Annotated in this window: 17 protein-coding genes; 9 read left to right on the top strand and 8 right to left on the bottom strand. The window is 69.2% G+C overall.

Features of this window, described 5'->3' with window-relative positions; all coding sequences use genetic code 11:
• Window positions 1-26: 26 nt before the first annotated feature.
• The 3 genes from ACIA8G_RS30855 to ACIA8G_RS30845 all read right to left on the bottom strand — a co-directional run bounded on the left by ACIA8G_RS30855 (window position 27) and on the right by ACIA8G_RS30845 (window position 2,780).
• The gene (locus tag ACIA8G_RS30855; RefSeq protein ID WP_396422189.1) at window positions 27-926 is read right to left on the bottom strand and encodes a superoxide dismutase; all 900 of its coding nucleotides are present in this window, start codon (window positions 924-926) and stop codon (window positions 27-29) included.
• A gap of 100 nt (window positions 927-1,026) precedes the next feature.
• A complete protein-coding gene (locus ACIA8G_RS30850) occupies window positions 1,027-1,860 on the bottom strand; it encodes an ABC transporter permease (protein ID WP_396422188.1) in 834 nt (277 codons plus the stop codon).
• On the bottom strand, window positions 1,857-2,780 hold the full coding sequence (locus tag ACIA8G_RS30845) for an ATP-binding cassette domain-containing protein (RefSeq protein ID WP_396422187.1): 924 nt from the start codon (window positions 2,778-2,780) through the stop codon (window positions 1,857-1,859). The genes ACIA8G_RS30850 and ACIA8G_RS30845 overlap by 4 nt, the downstream gene beginning before the upstream one ends.
• Before the next feature lie 143 nt (window positions 2,781-2,923).
• Here ACIA8G_RS30845 and ACIA8G_RS30840 point away from each other — a divergent pair, with 143 nt between their 5' ends.
• On the top strand, window positions 2,924-4,102 hold the full coding sequence (locus tag ACIA8G_RS30840) for a sensor histidine kinase (RefSeq protein WP_396422186.1): 1,179 nt from the start codon (window positions 2,924-2,926) through the stop codon (window positions 4,100-4,102).
• On the top strand, window positions 4,099-4,755 hold the full coding sequence (locus ACIA8G_RS30835; RefSeq protein ID WP_396422185.1) for a response regulator: 657 nt from the start codon (window positions 4,099-4,101) through the stop codon (window positions 4,753-4,755). The genes ACIA8G_RS30840 and ACIA8G_RS30835 overlap by 4 nt, the downstream gene beginning before the upstream one ends.
• A gap of 18 nt (window positions 4,756-4,773) precedes the next feature.
• On the opposite strand, the gene ACIA8G_RS30830 is transcribed toward ACIA8G_RS30835, so the two are convergent.
• The 5 genes from ACIA8G_RS30830 to ACIA8G_RS30810 form a co-directional block, all read right to left on the bottom strand.
• Window positions 4,774-5,658 (bottom strand): helix-turn-helix domain-containing protein, encoded by an 885-nt coding sequence (locus ACIA8G_RS30830; protein ID WP_396422184.1) that lies wholly within the window; start codon window positions 5,656-5,658, stop codon window positions 4,774-4,776.
• 79 nt (window positions 5,659-5,737) lie between these two features.
• Window positions 5,738-6,502, bottom strand: coding sequence for a hypothetical protein (locus tag ACIA8G_RS30825; RefSeq protein WP_396422183.1), 765 nt, complete (start codon window positions 6,500-6,502; stop codon window positions 5,738-5,740).
• A gap of 51 nt (window positions 6,503-6,553) precedes the next feature.
• The gene (locus tag ACIA8G_RS30820) at window positions 6,554-6,877 is read right to left on the bottom strand and encodes a hypothetical protein (RefSeq protein ID WP_396422182.1); all 324 of its coding nucleotides are present in this window, start codon (window positions 6,875-6,877) and stop codon (window positions 6,554-6,556) included.
• A 66-nt stretch (window positions 6,878-6,943) separates the two neighbouring features.
• Window positions 6,944-7,321 (bottom strand): hypothetical protein, encoded by a 378-nt coding sequence (locus tag ACIA8G_RS30815; protein WP_396422181.1) that lies wholly within the window; start codon window positions 7,319-7,321, stop codon window positions 6,944-6,946.
• Between the two features lie 9 nt (window positions 7,322-7,330).
• Window positions 7,331-8,770: a PucR family transcriptional regulator gene (locus ACIA8G_RS30810; protein ID WP_396422180.1), complete on the bottom strand. Its 1,440-nt coding sequence runs from the start codon at window positions 8,768-8,770 to the stop codon at window positions 7,331-7,333.
• A gap of 128 nt (window positions 8,771-8,898) precedes the next feature.
• On the opposite strand from ACIA8G_RS30810, the gene uraH reads away from it, so the two are divergent.
• From uraH to ACIA8G_RS30775, 7 genes are all read left to right on the top strand, one after another.
• Window positions 8,899-9,213, top strand: a complete 315-nt coding sequence (uraH, locus tag ACIA8G_RS30805) for a hydroxyisourate hydrolase (RefSeq protein WP_396422179.1) — start codon at window positions 8,899-8,901, stop codon at window positions 9,211-9,213.
• A gap of 1 nt (window position 9,214) precedes the next feature.
• Entirely contained in the window at window positions 9,215-10,075 is an 861-nt protein-coding gene (locus tag ACIA8G_RS30800; protein WP_396422178.1) for an FAD binding domain-containing protein, read from the top strand.
• Window positions 10,066-10,527, top strand: a complete 462-nt coding sequence (locus tag ACIA8G_RS30795) for a (2Fe-2S)-binding protein (protein WP_396422177.1) — start codon at window positions 10,066-10,068, stop codon at window positions 10,525-10,527. The genes ACIA8G_RS30800 and ACIA8G_RS30795 overlap by 10 nt, the downstream gene beginning before the upstream one ends.
• Complete coding sequence (locus tag ACIA8G_RS30790; RefSeq protein ID WP_396422176.1) at window positions 10,524-11,876, top strand: 8-oxoguanine deaminase; 1,353 nt, start codon at window positions 10,524-10,526, stop codon at window positions 11,874-11,876. The genes ACIA8G_RS30795 and ACIA8G_RS30790 overlap by 4 nt, the downstream gene beginning before the upstream one ends.
• Entirely contained in the window at window positions 11,873-14,059 is a 2,187-nt protein-coding gene (locus ACIA8G_RS30785) for a molybdopterin cofactor-binding domain-containing protein (protein WP_396422175.1), read from the top strand. The genes ACIA8G_RS30790 and ACIA8G_RS30785 overlap by 4 nt, the downstream gene beginning before the upstream one ends.
• A 19-nt stretch (window positions 14,060-14,078) precedes the next feature.
• Window positions 14,079-14,540, top strand: coding sequence for a nucleoside deaminase (locus ACIA8G_RS30780; RefSeq protein WP_396422174.1), 462 nt, complete (start codon window positions 14,079-14,081; stop codon window positions 14,538-14,540).
• A 162-nt stretch (window positions 14,541-14,702) separates the two neighbouring features.
• A complete protein-coding gene (locus ACIA8G_RS30775) occupies window positions 14,703-16,109 on the top strand; it encodes an NCS2 family permease (protein ID WP_396422173.1) in 1,407 nt (468 codons plus the stop codon).
• Window positions 16,110-16,158: the final 49 nt, after the last annotated feature.

Here is a 16,158-nt window from a genome sequence, read left to right as displayed (position 1 = left end):
ACGGGCTAGTACGATGATCAATATCCCTACGGTCGTTCCACCGCGACGACGTTGTAAGTCGTGTCCGGCGTCGGCGGAGTGGTGAACCGGGCATTTGGCAGGTAGAGACGCTTGCCGAACGCCGCCACCGTCGTCGGAACGTCGAACCTGGCATCAGTGCGTTCCGCGGCGAGCGTTGCGCCATCACGGCTCAGCGTGTAGCGCGCGACTTTGTTCAACCTGTTTTGCACCACGTACAACTGGCGTCCCTCACGCAACAGGCCATCACCATTGGTCAGTGTTTGACCGCTCAAATTGATGCTGACGGTGTTGCCGGTGCGGGTGTTGATGCTGAACAGCTTGCCGAGGTTGCTCTGCACGGCGATCAGTCCGCCGTCGAGACCCGTGACGATGCCGTTGAGGTTCGTCGCACCGGGCACGACCGCGAGGTCGCCGGTCAGCTGCAGGGTCCGGTGCGGTTTCAGGTTCAGCGGCACCTCGTAGAGGACCGCCTTGCGCGAGTCGGTGAACCAGGCCGACTTGCCGGTCAGCACGACGTCGTTGACGAACGTGTCCGCGGTCGCGAACTGGAACTTCGCCAGCAACGCGCCGGTGCGCGTGTCGTAGACGCGGGCGTCGCCGCCCACACCGCCCGCGACCCACAACCGGCCGCGTTCGTCGACCTTGAGCCCGAGCGAGGGCGTGCCCGGCCCCTTGGCCAGGACTTCGCCCTCGCCGGTGCGCAGGTCCGCCGCGTAGATCGATCCGTCGGCCCGCGACCCGAAGTAGGCCGTGGTGCCGGAGATCGCGATGCCTTCCGGTTGCCACCCGTTCGGCAGGGAGAACTCCGTCGGAAAGTGCTTGGACGCGTCTGCGGTGGCCGGCGCCGCGGCCGTGAGCGTGACGCCCAGAACGGCCACGAGCAGGACACCGAATCTGCGGTACATGCCGCCTCCTATCGGATGGGGTTGCGCCACTGATCTTTCTCCTGACTGGCGGCCGAACAGGAGTTTTCTCAGCAAGCCGACATCTCCACTGCTCAGCGGGTCAGGCGTCGCGGCGGGCCAGGACGATCGCGGCGGCGACCAGGGACACCACGACGTAGCCGGTGAAGACGAGCAGGCTGGCGGTCGGGAACAGTGCCCCCGGGACCGGCTGGACGGAGCGGAACGCGTCGGCGGCGTTGGACGGCAGGTACGGGCCGATCTTCGAGCTGATCTGCGTGCCCAGCAGCGGGACCACCACGGGTGCCACGAGGATCACGCCGAGCAGGGTGGAGATCGCCGCCGCGGTGTTGCGCATCAGCGCCCCGAGCGCCAGGCCGAGCAGCCCGATACCGGTCAGCTGCACGGCCGCCCCGACGACGGCCCGCGGCACTCCGGGATCGGACAGGTGCGCGATCGGCACCGAGGTCCCCGAGAGCACGGCCTGCCCCGTGTAGAACGCCAGCAGTGCCGCCACCGCCGTCGCCACGAACGTGACCGCGCCGAACACCAGGGTCTTGCCCCACAACACGGGCAGCCGGCGCGGCACGGCGATCAGCGACGACCTGATCATGCCGGTCGTGTACTCGCTGGCGGTGACCATGACCCCCAGGGCGCCGATCACGATCTGGGCCACCATCACACTGCTCAACGCGATGGCGGTGGCGTCCAGGCCGTCGCCGCTGTCGTTGTCGGTCCCGGAGAGCTGCCCGGTCTCCGCGGCGGCGAACAGGGCGGCGAACCCGATCAGCGAGGCCACCATCACGGCGAAGGTGATCCGCGTCGAGCGCAGGGACCACAGCTTCACCCACTCCGAGTGCAACACCCGCGGCAACGTGACGGCCGACGCCGGCGCGGGCGCGGTCCTGGTGCGGACCGCGGTCATGGTCGTGCTCATCGAGTGCCCCCTCGGGTGGTGGTGCCGTGGTACTCCACGGCGTCCTTGGTCAGTTCCATGAACGCCTCCTCGAGGGAAGGCCGGACGGTGACGAGCTGGTGCACCGGAAGGCCCGCGGCGAACGCGCGGTCGCCGACCTGTTCGGCGGTCAGCCCGGTGACCTCCAGCAGGCCCCGTTCGACGCCGCTCACTGACACGCCGGTGTCGGCCAGCGCGGTGCGCAGCGCGTGCTCCTGAGGGGTTCGGACGTGCACGCTCTCCCTGGCCACCAGGTCGGTGAAGCCGGCCAGCGGCACGTCGGCGATCAGCCGGCCACGCCCCACCACGAGCAGGTGGTCCGCGGTCAGCGCCATCTCGCTCATCAGGTGCGACGACACCAGCACCGCACGCCCCTCGGCCGCGATCCCGCGCAGGAGGTTGCGGATCCACCGCACGCCCTCGGGATCCAGGCCGTTCACGGGCTCGTCGAGCACCAGCGTGTGGGGGTCGCCGAGCAGAGCGGACGCGATGCCGAGCCGCTGACCCATGCCGAGCGAGAAGCCACCCACCCGCTTGCGGGCGACGTCCGTGAGGCCGACGAGGTCGATCACGTCGTCGACGCGGCGGCGCGAGATACCGGTGGTGGCGGCCAATGCGAGCAGGTGGTGGTAGGCGGACCGTCCGGTGTGGATGGACCTCGCCTCCAGCAGCGCGCCCACTTCGCGAAGCGGCGCGGAGTGCTCGCGGTAGGACTTGCCGTTCACGGTCACCGACCCGGAGGTGGGGGCGTCCAGACCGACGATCATCCGCATGGTGGTGGACTTGCCCGCGCCGTTGGGGCCCAGGAAGCCGGTGACGACACCGGGCCGGATGGTGAAGCTCAACCCGTCGACAGCGACCTTGTCGCCGTAGCGCTTGATCAGTTCCTTCGCTTCGATCATGCCGAGAACTATGTTCGTCGCGCTGTCCAGGAACGTCCTCCTCGCGCAGGCTTCCGGCCGTCCGGGCGTACTGCGTCCGCGGTACGGGCAGCTGCGGCGGAGGAACGACGTGCCGGTGCCCACCGGAGACGTACGGTGCCCCGGTGAACACCTTGATCCGCATGTGGGACGGGCTTCGAACGCGTCCGCTGGTGTTCGACGCCGCCCTTGCCGTGGTGACGTTCGCCGTGCCGCTGCTGGCACTCGCCATGGGCGGGATCCCCAGCGCCGGGCCGGACGCGCTCACGGTGGCGATCGGCGCGACCTCCTCCGCGGCGCTCGTGGCGCGCCGGCGGGCAACGATGACGGTGCTCGCGATCACCGCGGTGTCAGCCGCCCTGTTGCTGGGGTTGTCCGGTGCGCGGTCGCCGTTCCTGGCTCCCGTTGTGGTGGCTGCCTACACAGTCGCGTCGTTCTCTCCACGCGCGCGGTCATGGGCCGCGGGCGCGGCGGTGGCGGCGCTGCTCGCCTCGGCCGTGGCGGTCAGCGTCACCGGTCCCGAACGGCTGTGGGAGTGCCTGGAGCAGTTCGCGTGGATCGGCGCGGCGGTGGCGTTCGGGGACGCGGCGGGCAGCCATCGGGCCTACGTCGCCGCGGTCGAGGAACGCGCAAAGCTCGCCGAGCACAGCCGGGAGGAAGAGGCCGCCCGGCGCGTGGCAGAGGAACGGCTGCACATAGCCCGTGAACTGCACGACGTGGTGGCGCACCACATCGCGCTGGTGTCCGTGCACTCCGGTGTTGCGACACACCTGCTGCACAGCGACATCAGCGCTGTCGGCCAGGCACTTGGACACGTCCGCTCCGCTTCCGCGACCGTGCTGGAGGAACTGAAGACGATGCTGCGCGTGCTGCGAGACCCGGACGAGCTCGTCGCGGACACCGACCCGGCCCGCGGGATCAGCCGGATACCCGAGCTGGTCGACACGTTCACCGCGTCGGGTACGCGCGTCCGGCTGGTGACCCGGGGCAGGCCGGACACCGTGCCGGCCGCCGTGGAGCTCGCGGCCTACCGGATCGTCCAGGAGTCGCTGACCAACGCGCACAAGCACGCTCCTGACAGCGAGGTGAGCGTGCTCGTGGCACACGACGACGAGTTGCGGATCGAGGTGCGCAACGGTCCATCTGGCACGGCCCGGAACAGCACCGGCGGTGGCGGGCACGGTCTCGCCGGGATGCGCGAAAGGGTGGCCGCGGTCGGCGGCACCCTGGACGCGGGCCCCGAACCGTCCGGCGGGTTCACCGTCGTGGCCGTCCTACCGCTTCGAGCAGGAGATCACCCGTGAACCCCGTTCGCGTCGTGCTGGCCGACGATCAAGCGTTGATCCGCGCCGGTTTCCGCGCGCTGGTCGACTCGGCCCCGGATCTGGAGGTCGTCGGTGAGGCCGCTGACGGTCGCGAGGCCCTGCGGCTGCTCCGCAGCACCCGTGCCGACGTGGTGCTGATGGACATCCGGATGCCGGTGCTCGACGGCCTGGCCGCGACGGAGGCGATCAGCGCGGACGAGAGCCTGGCGGGCGTGCGGGTGCTGGTGCTGACCACGTTCGAGGAGGACGAGCACGTGTTCCGGGCTCTGCGGGCGGGCGCGAGCGGGTTCCTGGGCAAGGGCGTCGAGCCCGTGGCGCTGCTCGACGCGATCCGGATCGTCGCTCGCGGCGAGGCGCTGCTGTCCCAGGCCGCGACCCGCGGGCTGATCGCGCACTTCCAGGCACGGCCGGAGCGGACCGAGATCGACCGGCTCGACGTGCTGACGGCCCGCGAGCGCGAAATCCTCGCGCTCGTGGCGGAGGGCCTGTCGAACGACGAGATCGCCGAACGCCTGATCATCTCGACGCTGACCGCGAAGACCCACGTCAACCGGGCGATGGTGAAGCTGCACGCCCGTGACCGCGCCCAGCTGGTCGTCATCGCGTACCGATCGGGACTGGTCCTGCCCTGAGTGTCACAGCCCTGAGTGTCACAACTCGGCGGCGGCTTCGGCGATCAGCTCCAGCGACTCCCCCTCGCCGAGCGCCAGTGCGCGCAGTGCCGTGAAGCGCTCGGCGCACATCTCGCACTGTGCTGGGTCCTCGACGTATTCACCCTTGATGAACGTCTCGAAGTACACGACGTCGTTGTGCTGGCGGTGCGGAAAACTCAGCAGCGTGAACGGCGACCCCATCGCCGGATAGGCCCCCGCGGTGGACGGGACGATCTTGATGGAGACCGTCTCCAGCTCGCTCATCTCCATCAGGTGCAACAACTGCGCCTTCATCACCCGCGGGCCACCGACGACCGGCCTCAGCACCGATTCGGGAAGAACCACCTGAACCTCGAGTGGATCTTTACCGCTCAGCCGGCTCGACCACACTTCGCGCGCCATCGCGAACCGCGCGATGCGCACCGGATCGTCGTTCTGCAATACCGCGTTCGTGTACCCGGCGAGTTGAAAGACAGTCGGTACGAGATCCGTCGTGAACACCCGCAGCAACGTCGCCTCGAACACGAGATTCACGAAGTCCGCCGCCGGATCGAACATCGCACGGTTGTTGAGCGCGCGCGTACGCACTTGCCGCGCGTACTGCGCACGCGCCACCACGGCCTGCCATTCCTGAGTGGGCACCTTGTAGACGTATCCGAGCGCCATGATGTCGACGGGAGCGGACGGCTGCACCGCGTTCTCCATCATCGACAACTTGGCGCTGCTGAAGCCCACGCGCTGGCCGGCCTCGGTGAGGCTGAGCTCGCGCTCGTCGCGCCACCCGGAAAGCTGCCGCCCGATGGCGCGTTCGAGCGTCGTGGCCCGGAAATCCTTCGGCATGACGCGAAGGATATGACCAAATCGGATTCCCGAATGGGTCACCCGGTGTGGACAACCCTTTAGCGCCAGCTTTCTTCGTTCATCTGCCATCAATGCCGTTAAGGCCTATGAACACTATTCGCTATTGATAGCGCTTTGCGCGCGCATGAGCACGCACGAGCTCGTGGAACCTGAACGCCTCGTCGCCCACCTCGGTCAGCAACGACTTCTCCACCAGGTCGTCCAGCGCGTCCTCGACGTCGCACTCCTGCTCCCCCGCGATCGCCGCCGCGACCGGCACGTCGAAGTGCGCGCCCGCGTGCCAGGCGCACAGCCGGTACAGCCGCGCCTGCCGCTCCGGAAGCTCCACATAGGACTCTTCGAGCAGGGCGTCGAGCCGCTCGTCACCGGTCAGCGGTTCGACGTCGATCTGGTGCGCGCCTGCCAGATCCAGCTTCGCCCGGCTGGTCACGAGCACCGTGCCGGACGCGGGCAGCAGCGGCGTCACCTGGTCGGCCGAGTCCGCGTTGTCCAGCAACAGGGTGATTTTCCGCAGCAGTACCACTGAGCGGAACACCGCGGCTCTTTCCTCAGCAGGCACGTCGTAGAGGCGCAGCGCCTCCAACAGCCTGTTGAGACGGACCTCGACCGGCTCGCGCGCGGTCAGGTCGACGTACAGCTGGTCGCCGGATCCCCGATCCCGCAACCACTTCAGTGCCAGCGCGGTCTTCCCCACCCCGCCCGGCCCGCTCAGCACCGTGACCCCGCCCGACCGGATCTGCGCCAGCTCGCGGTCCCTGCCGACGAAGTGCCGCGGCGGCGCGGGCGGGCGGAACGCCACCGGCACCTCGTGCCTGCCCCGGTAGCGGATCGCGCCTGTGGTGGTGCCTGTCAAAACGTCACTCATCACCCTTAACCTCCCCGAACACCTGAAGCTACGGGCTTTCCTCGTCTTACATCAGACGGCCATCGAGTGATCGCACGAAAGTGCAACCCCGGTGCTGGAGGTCGCGGACTTCACCTGCCGGCCGTTGATGATGATCTTGCAGGTGAGTTCGCCGCGCACTCCTTCCAGCCGGACGGCGACCCGGCCGTGGCGCGCGCCCATGCGTTCGAACGGCATGTTCGGGTTGCGCAGGATTCGTTCTTCCTCGCCTGGGAACGAGTAGGTCAGCCGATCGGTCGTACCCGATCCTTCGACCAGCACCCGGATGTCGGGTCGTGCCGTGCAGGCGGAACCGCTGACGAGCAGCAGTCCCACGAGTAACGCGGCGGTCTTCATGGCCAGAACGGTAGGAAGCAGGGGCGTACTCGAACATCAGCCTCAAGGCTTGAGCAGGATCAGCCGTTAGACCGACAACCCGTGGACCCGCAGGCATTCCTCGACCCGCAACCGCTCGATGTCGCGGTCCACGCCCTCCGGCAGACTCCGCAACCGGTGCTCGACCCCGACCGCCGTGCAGGCCTGGACGAGCAGCTCGTCATAGGCCTGACGAGCACCGATCCGTTTGGCCGCCGTGGTCCCGGGCGGGAAGCACGCCAGCACCCGGCGCACCCGACGAAGGTCGGCCGCGACGCATTCGATCGGCTGATGCGCCGACACGACCCCGGGCCGGCGAAGGCGGCGCAGCAACCGGGGCACGTGGAGAACCGCCCAGAACAACGCGCTGGGCGCTACAGCCGCGACCGCGAACAAGACGACGTTGCCCGCAACGGTTTGGGGCACACGTCCACGCTACCCCGCTTGCAGCGCGAGGAAGAGGTCCACGCGCGCCTCGAACTCGGCCAGGTCGGTGCCGAGCAGCTCCTCCACCCGGCCCACCCGGTACCGCAGCGTGTTGACGTGCACGTGCAGCTTCTGCGCGGCCGTGGTCCAGGAGCCGCTGCAGTCCAGGAACACCTTCAGCGTGCCGACGAGGTCCGAGCCGTGTTCGGCGTCGTAGTCGAGCACCGGGCCGAGCAACCGCCGCCGCAACGAGGTCCGCAGCTCCTCCGGCACGCCCGCGAGCAGCAGCTGGTGCAGCGCGATCTCCTCGCCCGCCACCACACACGTGCGGCCGCCGCGCCGTTCGCTGAGCCTGCGGGCGTGCGTGGCTTCCTCCGCAGCGCCGCGGAGTCCGCGCCTCATCACCGGCGAGCTGATGCCGACGAGCACGCGCGACGAGCCGAGGCCCGGTTCCATCACCCGCATCGCCTCGCGGACGTCGTCCGGCAGCGAGTCGTCGGCCTTCGCGATGGCGTAGACGGTGTCACCGACGGGCGTGACGAGTGCCTGGGGCAGGGCCTCCTCCAGCACCGCGGCCGCGAGGTCGGTGCGGTGGTCGGAAGTGACGGCGCTGATCACCCGCAGCCGGGTGTTCTCCAGGCCGGCCGCCGCCAGCCGTGACTCGATGTCCGCCGAAGCGCTGAGCACCGCGGCCACCAGCGGCCCGGCGGTCCGGTTCTCGATCTGCCGGCCCTGGGCCTGGCGCAAGCGCTCCAGCGCGACTAGCGACGCGAGCTCGGCGGCGGCCTCCGCCTGAGGTTCGCCGCCCACGACGAGGATCCAGCTGGTGAGCCGGGTGCCGCCGCGTTCGGACACGGGCACGAGCGTCATGCCCTTGACGGTCTTAGGCAGCCGGTCTGCCTGGAGGAACTCCTTCACCAGGGCGATGCGCCCCGGCAGTTCGCCGCCCGCGACGACCCGGCCGGTCGTGGACAGCACCCAGCAGGGCGCGCTCAGCTCGTGGCTGCCCGCGAGCAGCAGTGCGGGCAGGCCGGAGCCCTCCGCCACGACGTTCAGCAGGCGGCGGTGCCTCGACAGGCCCACCAGTTCCATCGACACGCGTTCGGTGATGGTCGCGAACGACAGGTCGACCGGCACCTCCAGCAGCGGCACGTGGTGGCGCTCGCAGGCGGCGACGAGGTCGTCCGGCAGTTCGCGGTTCTCGGTCTCGCTGGCGGCGAGGCCCGCGACCTTGGCCACCGCGAGCGAGCGGACGAACGTCTCGGAGTCCTGCGGCCCGTGGTGCCAGAGCAGGCCGGACAGCACGAGCTCCCCGCCGGAGAGGTACCGGCTGGGGTCGGGCAGCTCCGTTCCGTACACACGGGTGACGGTGCGGTCGAGCTGGTCTTCACCCGTGTGCAGGCTCAGACGCAGTTCCGGCATCTGCAGCAACGTCCGCAGGAGCAACATGAGAGGTCACTTTCGTCCATTCGTGTTTGTAGGAAAGCACAAATTCGTCACGTGTAGGAGCCTGCTGATTCATGCGTCCCCGCCGTAGAGGTTCGGACCTGTGGCTATGTGTACTGGCTCACAACCAGATGGGAGGGCGAGTGACGATCTCCACGCACGTGCTGGACGCGGCACGCGGCAGGCCGTTCGCGGGCATCACCGTGTCGCTGCAGCGCCGCGACGGGTCCGAGGTGAGTTCCGCTGAGACGAACGCCGATGGCCGAATCACCGGATGGGGTGATGGCCTGGAGGCCGGGGTCTACCGGCTGGTCTTCGACACCTCGGAGGCCGCGCCGTTCTTCCCCGAGGTCGTGCTCACGTTCGCCTACTCCGATCCTGCGCAGCACTACCACGTGCCGCTGCTGCTCTCGCCCTTCGCCTACTCCACCTACCGAGGTAGCTGAGATGGACTTCCTTCGACCGGAAACGCTCGCCGAGGCGTTGGAGATCAAGGCCGCGCGCCCCGATGCCGTGCCGATCGCCGGTGGCACGGACGTCATGGTGGAGCTCAACTTCGACCACCGCAGGCCGGCCGCGCTGCTCGACCTGACGCGCATCACCGAACTCCGCACGTGGGAGGACGGCCTTCGGATCGGTTCGGGTGTGCCGTACGTGCGCATCATCGATGAACTGGGCTCCCGGTTGCCTGGCTTGGCCATGGCCGCACGAACGGTCGGGTCGCCGCAGATCCGCAACCGCGGCACGGTCGGTGGCAACCTCGGTGCGGCGTCCCCTGCGGGAGACACGCACCCGGTGCTGCTGGCGTCGGACGCGGTGATCGAGGTGGCTTCGGTGCGCGGGACGCGGATGATCCCGGCTGCCGAGTTCTACCTCGGCGTCAAGCGGAACGCGCTGGAGCCGGACGAGTTGATCGTAGCCGTGCACCTGGCGCCCGCCGAGGGGCCACAACAGTTCTCCAAGGTAGGCACGCGCAACGCGATGGTGATCGCCGTGTGCTCGTTCGCGATCTCGCTCTTCCCCGCGCAGAACCGGGTCGGCGCGGCCGTCGGGTCCGCCGCCCCCACACCGCGCCGGGCGCACGAGGCCGAGGAGTTCCTGGCTTCGGAGCTGGACTTCTCCTCGCCGGCGCCGTTGCTGGACTCGGTGAAGCGGCGGTTCGGGGAGCTGGTCTCCCAGGCCGCGTCGCCGATCGACGACGTGCGCGGGTCGGCGGCGTATCGCAAGCACGCGTTGGCAGTGATGGCTCGCAGGACGCTGGGTTGGGCGTGGCAGGAACATCTGGACGGGGTGCAGGCATGCGCGTGAACGTGACGGTGAACGGCGACCAGCGTCAGGCCGACGACGTGTGGGAGGGCGAGTCGCTGCTGTTCATGCTGCGCGAGCGGCTCGGGCTGCCCGGCTCGAAGAACGCCTGCGAGCAGGGCGAATGCGGTTCCTGCACGGTGTACCTGGACGACGTGCCGGTGTGCGCGTGCCTGGTCGCGGCCGGGCAGGCGCAGGACCGGTCGGTGCGCACGGTCGAGGGACTGGCCGACGGCGACGCGCTGGACCCGGTGCAGGAGGCGTTCGTCGAAGCGGGCGCGGTGCAGTGCGGGTTCTGCACGCCCGGCCTGGTGGTGGCGGCGCACGACCTGCTCGACCGCGTGCCCTCCCCGTCCGACCCGGAGATCCGCGAGGCGCTCGCCGGAAACCTGTGCCGCTGCACGGGTTACGAGAAGATCCTCGACGCCGTGCGATTGGCGGCGACGCGGCGATGATCGTTCTTGACCGCTGTGCGGTGTCCACTGTGGACTCGGCCGGGACCGAGCACGCCTCCGGGCACGTGGTGATCCAGGACGGGCGGATCCAGTCCGTCGATTCCGGTCCCGCTCCCCGGCCCTACGAGTCGCACACCTACGTCGACGCGTCGTCGTGCCTGGTCACGCCGGGCCTGATCAACACGCACCACCACCTGTACCAGTGGGCGACGCGCGGGCTGGCGCAGGACGCGACGCTGTTCGAGTGGCTGACCACGCTGTACCCGATCTGGCGCGGGCTGGACGACTCGGTGACGCACGCCGCGGCGTCGGCCGGGCTCGCGAAGCTGGCCCTGACCGGCTGCACGCTCGCCGCTGATCACCACTACGTCTTCCCGTCCGGCGGTGGCGACGTGTTCAACGCGCTGGTGTCGGCCGGGCGGCGGATCGGGATCCGGCTGGAGGCGATCCGCGGGTCGATGGACCGGGGACAGTCGCACGGCGGGTTGCCGCCGGACAACCTGGTCGAGGAGACCGAGGCCGCGCTGATCGCGACCGAGCAGGCGATCGGGGACTACCACTCCGCTGCCGACGACGCTCTCGTCCGCGTGGCGGTCGGGCCCTGCTCGCCGTTCTCGGTGTCGCGGGAGCTGATGACCGGTGCCGCGGCTTTGGCGCGCCGGCACGACGTTCGCCTCCACACGCACCTCGCGGAGACGCTGGACGAGGAAGAGCAGTGCCTGGCGGAGAACGGGTGCACGCCGACCGAGTACGCCGAGCAGCTCGGCTGGCTGGGTTCGGACGTGTGGCTCGCGCACACCGTGCACCTGTCGTCGGAGGCGGTGAAGCGGCTCGGGGCGACCTCGACCGGTTCCGCGCACTGCCCGACGTCGAACGGGCGGCTGGGCACCGGGATCGCGCCGGTGCGCGACCTGCTGGACGCCGGTGCGCCGGTCGGGCTCGGCGTCGACGGCGCCGCGTCCAACGAGGACGGTGGCCTGCACGTCGAGCTGCGCTCGGCCCTGCACCAGGCTCGCCAACGCGGCGGCCCCAAGGCGCTGGACGTCCGCGAGGCGTTGTGGCTCGGCACGATGGGCGGCGCGCGCTGCCTCGGCCGGGACGACTCGCTGGGCTCCATCGAGCCGGGCAAGGTCGCGGACCTCGCGGTGTGGGATCTGTCCGGAATGGACTATGCGGGGATCGCGGACCCGGTGGCGGCGCTGGTGCTCGGCACTCCCCCGCCGCTGAAACTGTTGTTGGTGGGCGGTCGTGTCGTCGTTCAGGACGGGCAGTTGCTGACGGCGTCGACCGATGAACTGGCCCGTGACCTCTCCGCGGCCAGCGCGAAGCTCCAGGAGGCAGCGCGATGACCCTCACTCCCGCCGAACTGACCTCCGCGGTGACGGGTGGCATCGGCACGTCGCCGCAGCGCCCGGACGGCAACCTGAAGGTGCGCGGCGAGTTCGCCTACGCGTCCGACCTGTGGCACGAGGACATGATCTGGGGCGCGACTCTGCGCTCGCCGCACCCGCACGCCCGGATCGTGTCGGTGGACATCACCGAGGCTCTGAAAGTGCCTGGCGTATATGCGGTTTTGACGCATGACGACGTGCCGGGCCGCAACCTGTACGGGTTGGAGCACAAGGACCAGCCAGTGCTGGCGGTCGACATCGTGCGGTACCAGGGCGAGGCGGTCGCATTGGTCGGCGCCGACCACCCGGAGACCGCACTGCGCGCGATGAAGAAGATCGTCGTGGTCTACGACGTGCTCGACCCCGTCGTCGACATGGAGACGGCCATCGACGACACGCCGCTGCACCCCGGCGGGAACCTGGTGCGGCACGTGCCGATCCGCCGCGGTTCGCAGGACGTCACGGCCGAGGTCGTCGTCACCGGGCGGTACGAGGTCGGGATGCAGGACCAGGCGTTCCTCGGGCCGGAGTCCGGGCTCGCCGTGCCGGCCGAGGACGGGTCGGTCGATCTGTACATCGCGACGCAGTGGCTGCACGTCGACCGCGACCAGGTGGCCGCCGCGCTGGGGTTGCCTCAGGAGAAGGTGCGGCTGACGCTGTCCGGCGTCGGTGGCGCGTTCGGTGGCCGCGAGGACCTGTCGATGCAGGTGCACGCCTGCCTGCTGGCGTTGCACACCGGCAAGCCGGTCAAGATGGTCTACAACCGCGAAGAGTCCTTCTACGGGCACGTGCACCGGCACCCGGCCGTGCTGTACTACGAGCACGGCGCCGATCACACCGGCAAGCTGGTCTACGTTCGCACCCGCATGTACCTGGACGGCGGTGCGTACGCCTCCTCGACTCCGGCTGTGGTGGCCAATGCCGCGACGCTGGGCGTTGGGCCGTACGAGGTCAACAACGTCACGATCGACTGCTACGGCGTCTACACGAACAACCCGCCGTGCGGCGCGATGCGTGGATTCGGTGCTGTGCAAGCAGGTTTCGCCTATGAGTCCCAGATGGACAAACTGGCCGAGGCATTGGGGATGTCACCCGTCGACGTACGGGTGCGCAACGCGATGACCGAGGGTTCTGTGATGCCGACCGGTCAGGTCGTCGACTCGGCCGCGCCCGTCGCGCAGCTGCTGAAGCTGGTGCAGGACAAGCCGTTGCCTGCGGGCACTTCTACGGACATCCGCGAACTGCCCGGTGGCGTCTCGAACACCACGCACGGCGAGGGTGTCGTGCGCGGTGTCGGCTATGCCGTTGGTATCAAGAACATCTGCTTCTCCGAGGGCTACGACGACTACTCGACCGCTCGCGTCCGGGTGTCGATGGTCAACGGCTCGCTGGCCGCCGCGGTGCACACCGCCGCCTGCGAGGTCGGCCAGGGCCTGGTGACGATCATGCAGCAGATCGTGCGGACCGAGCTCGGGATCGAGCTGGTCACCGTGCTGCCGATGGACACCTCGATCGGCAACGGCGGCTCGACCTCGGCCTCGCGCCAGACCTACGTGACCGGTGGCGCGGTGAAGGCCGCCTGTGCCGCGGTGCGCGGGCGTCTGGCCGGTCGCACCGACATCGGTTCGGACGTGATCGACGAGACCGTCGAGTGGCGGCACCGCGCGACCGAGTCGCTCGATCCCGTTACCGGGCAAGGCAACGCGCACGTCCAGTACGGCTTCGCGGCACACCGCGCCGTCGTGGACGTGGACGTCGATCTCGGTCTGGTGCGCGTGGTCGCGCTGGACTGCGCCCAGGACGTCGGGAAGGCGCTGAACCCGCAGGCCGTGATCGGCCAGATCCAGGGCGGCTCCGCCCAGGGCCTCGGCCTCGCGGTGATGGAGGAGATCCAGACCTCCGGCGGCAAGGTGCGCAACCCGTCGTTCACCGACTACCTCATCCCCACCGTGCTCGACATGCCGCCGATGAGCATCGACGTGCTCGAGCTCGCCGACCCGCACGCCCCCTACGGCCTGCGCGGCGTCGGCGAACCGCCCACCATCTCGTCGACCCCGGCGATCGTGGCGGCGATCCGCGCGGCGACCGGCCTGGCGCTCACCCGCGTCCCGGTCCGCCCGGAACACCTCACCGGTACCTGATCCTCCTGGAGTTTTTGCCGTGAACGCACATCTGCTCGCCACCATCGACCTGGCCACCCGCAACGTGGCCTCCGGAGGGGGCCCGTTCGGCGCGATGATCGTCCGTGACGGCCAGGTCATCGCCACGGGCGTGAACCAGGTAACGCCTACCTTGGACCCGACTGCGCATGCCGAGGTGGTCGCGATTCGCGCGGCCTGCCAGGTTCTCGGTGACTTCCGTTTGACCGGCTGCACCTTGATTTCCTCCTGCGAGCCGTGCCCCTTGTGCCTGTCCGCCGCGCTCTGGGCTCGGGTGGACCGCGTGATCTACGCCGCCGACCGCGACGACGCCGCGGCTGCCGGGTTCGACGACCGCGAGTTCTACGAACTCTTCAGCAAGTCCCGTTCCGAGTGGGACCTGCCTGTCGACCAGATCTCCACAGGCGAGGACAACGCCCCGTTTACCGCGTGGATGTCCCTCGCATCTCGTATCGATTACTGACGACTGTGTTGATTCGCGAGTAACCAGTTCATGAGCGGCGTGCGCCCGAAGGAAGCGCTGGCCGCGCAATAGGGGCCACAAGCCTGAATTGCTGACCGGGGCTGTAGCTAAACGCGTTCCGGCGTTGGAACGCGCCCACCGGCATGGGAAAGGCCGTCCTCCATGACTCAACTGCGGAGCCGACAATCGACGTCGGCCCTCGACCAGTTCTTCCGCATCACCGAACGCGGCAGCTCGTTAGGCCGTGAAGTTCGGGGCGGCATAACAACATTCGTCGCGATGTCGTACATCGTGCTGCTGAACCCGCTGATCCTCGGCGCATCCGCCGACATCACCGGCGCCAAGCTCACGATCGCCGAGATCACCACGGCGACAGCACTCGCCGCCGGCGTGATGACCATCCTCATGGGACTGGTGGGCAACGCCCCGCTGGCCATCGCCGCCGGGCTGGGCGTGAACGGTGTGGTGGCCTTCCAGATGGCGCCGACCATGACGTGGGCGCAGGCCTTCGGTCTGGTGGTGCTCGAGGGCGTGTGCATCGTGATCATGGCCGCCTCCGGCGTCCGTGAGCGGATCATCAACGCGATCCCCGAGCCGTTGAAGATCGCCATCACCGTCGGCATCGGCCTCTACATCGCTTTGGTGGGACTGGTTTCCGCCGGTTTCGTGACCCGCACGCCGGACGCGGCCCACTCCACGGTGCCGGTGCGGATGGGCATCGACGGCCACCTGAGCGGCTGGCCGATCGCGATCTTCTGCCTCGGCCTGCTGCTGATGATCGTCCTGATGGCGCGCGGCGTCCCCGGCGCGGTCCTGATCAGCATCGTGGTGGCCACGGTCGTCGCCGTCGTCGTGAACTCGGTGTTCACGATCGAGAACTGGGGCCTGGTCTCGCCCACGCTGCCGTCGTCGATCGTCGGCTCACCGGACTTCGGCCTGTTCGGACGCGTCGATCTCTTCGGCGGCTTCGTCTCGGCCGGCGTGATCGCCGCGACGATCTTCCTCTTCACTCTCGTCCTGTCCGGCTTCTTCGACGCCATGGGCACCATCACCTCGGTGTCCGACGAGGCGGGCCTGACCCGTGACGGCAAGGTCGAGGGCATGGGCAAGATCCTGATGGTCGACGGTGCCGGCGCGATCGCCGGTGGCGTCACGGGTTCGGCACCGAACACCGTGTTCCTGGAGTCGGCAGCGGGCGTTGGCGAAGGCGCCCGAACCGGCCTGGCCTCGGTGGTGACCGGCGGCCTGTTCATGGTCGCCCTGCTCTTCACCCCGCTGGCGACCGTCGTGCCGGCCCAGGCGGCGGCCCCGGCGCTGGTGGTGATCGGCGGCCTGATGATGACCCAGATCCGCCGAATCCCCTGGCAGGACACCGACTTCACGATCCCGGTGTTCCTGACCGTGGCCGTCATCCCGTTCACCTACTCGATCACGAACGGGATCGGTGCCGGCCTGGTGTCCTACGTGGTGCTGCGCATCTGCAAGGGCCGCTGGCCGGGGTGGCTGATGACCGGCCTCGCCCTGATGTTCGCCGTGTACTTCGGCGTGGATCTGATCAGCGGCAAGTGACCGCGGCTCGGCCGGGCGGCCACCCGGCCGAGCCCCTTACCTGGAGGGC

It is taken from the genome of Lentzea sp. NPDC051213, from assembly GCF_044455585.1.
In the GTDB taxonomy this organism is placed as follows: Bacteria; Actinomycetota; Actinomycetes; order Mycobacteriales; family Pseudonocardiaceae; genus Lentzea.
The sequence above is the reverse complement of the archived record's forward strand: the minus strand, read 5'-3'. Positions and strand labels throughout refer to the sequence as shown.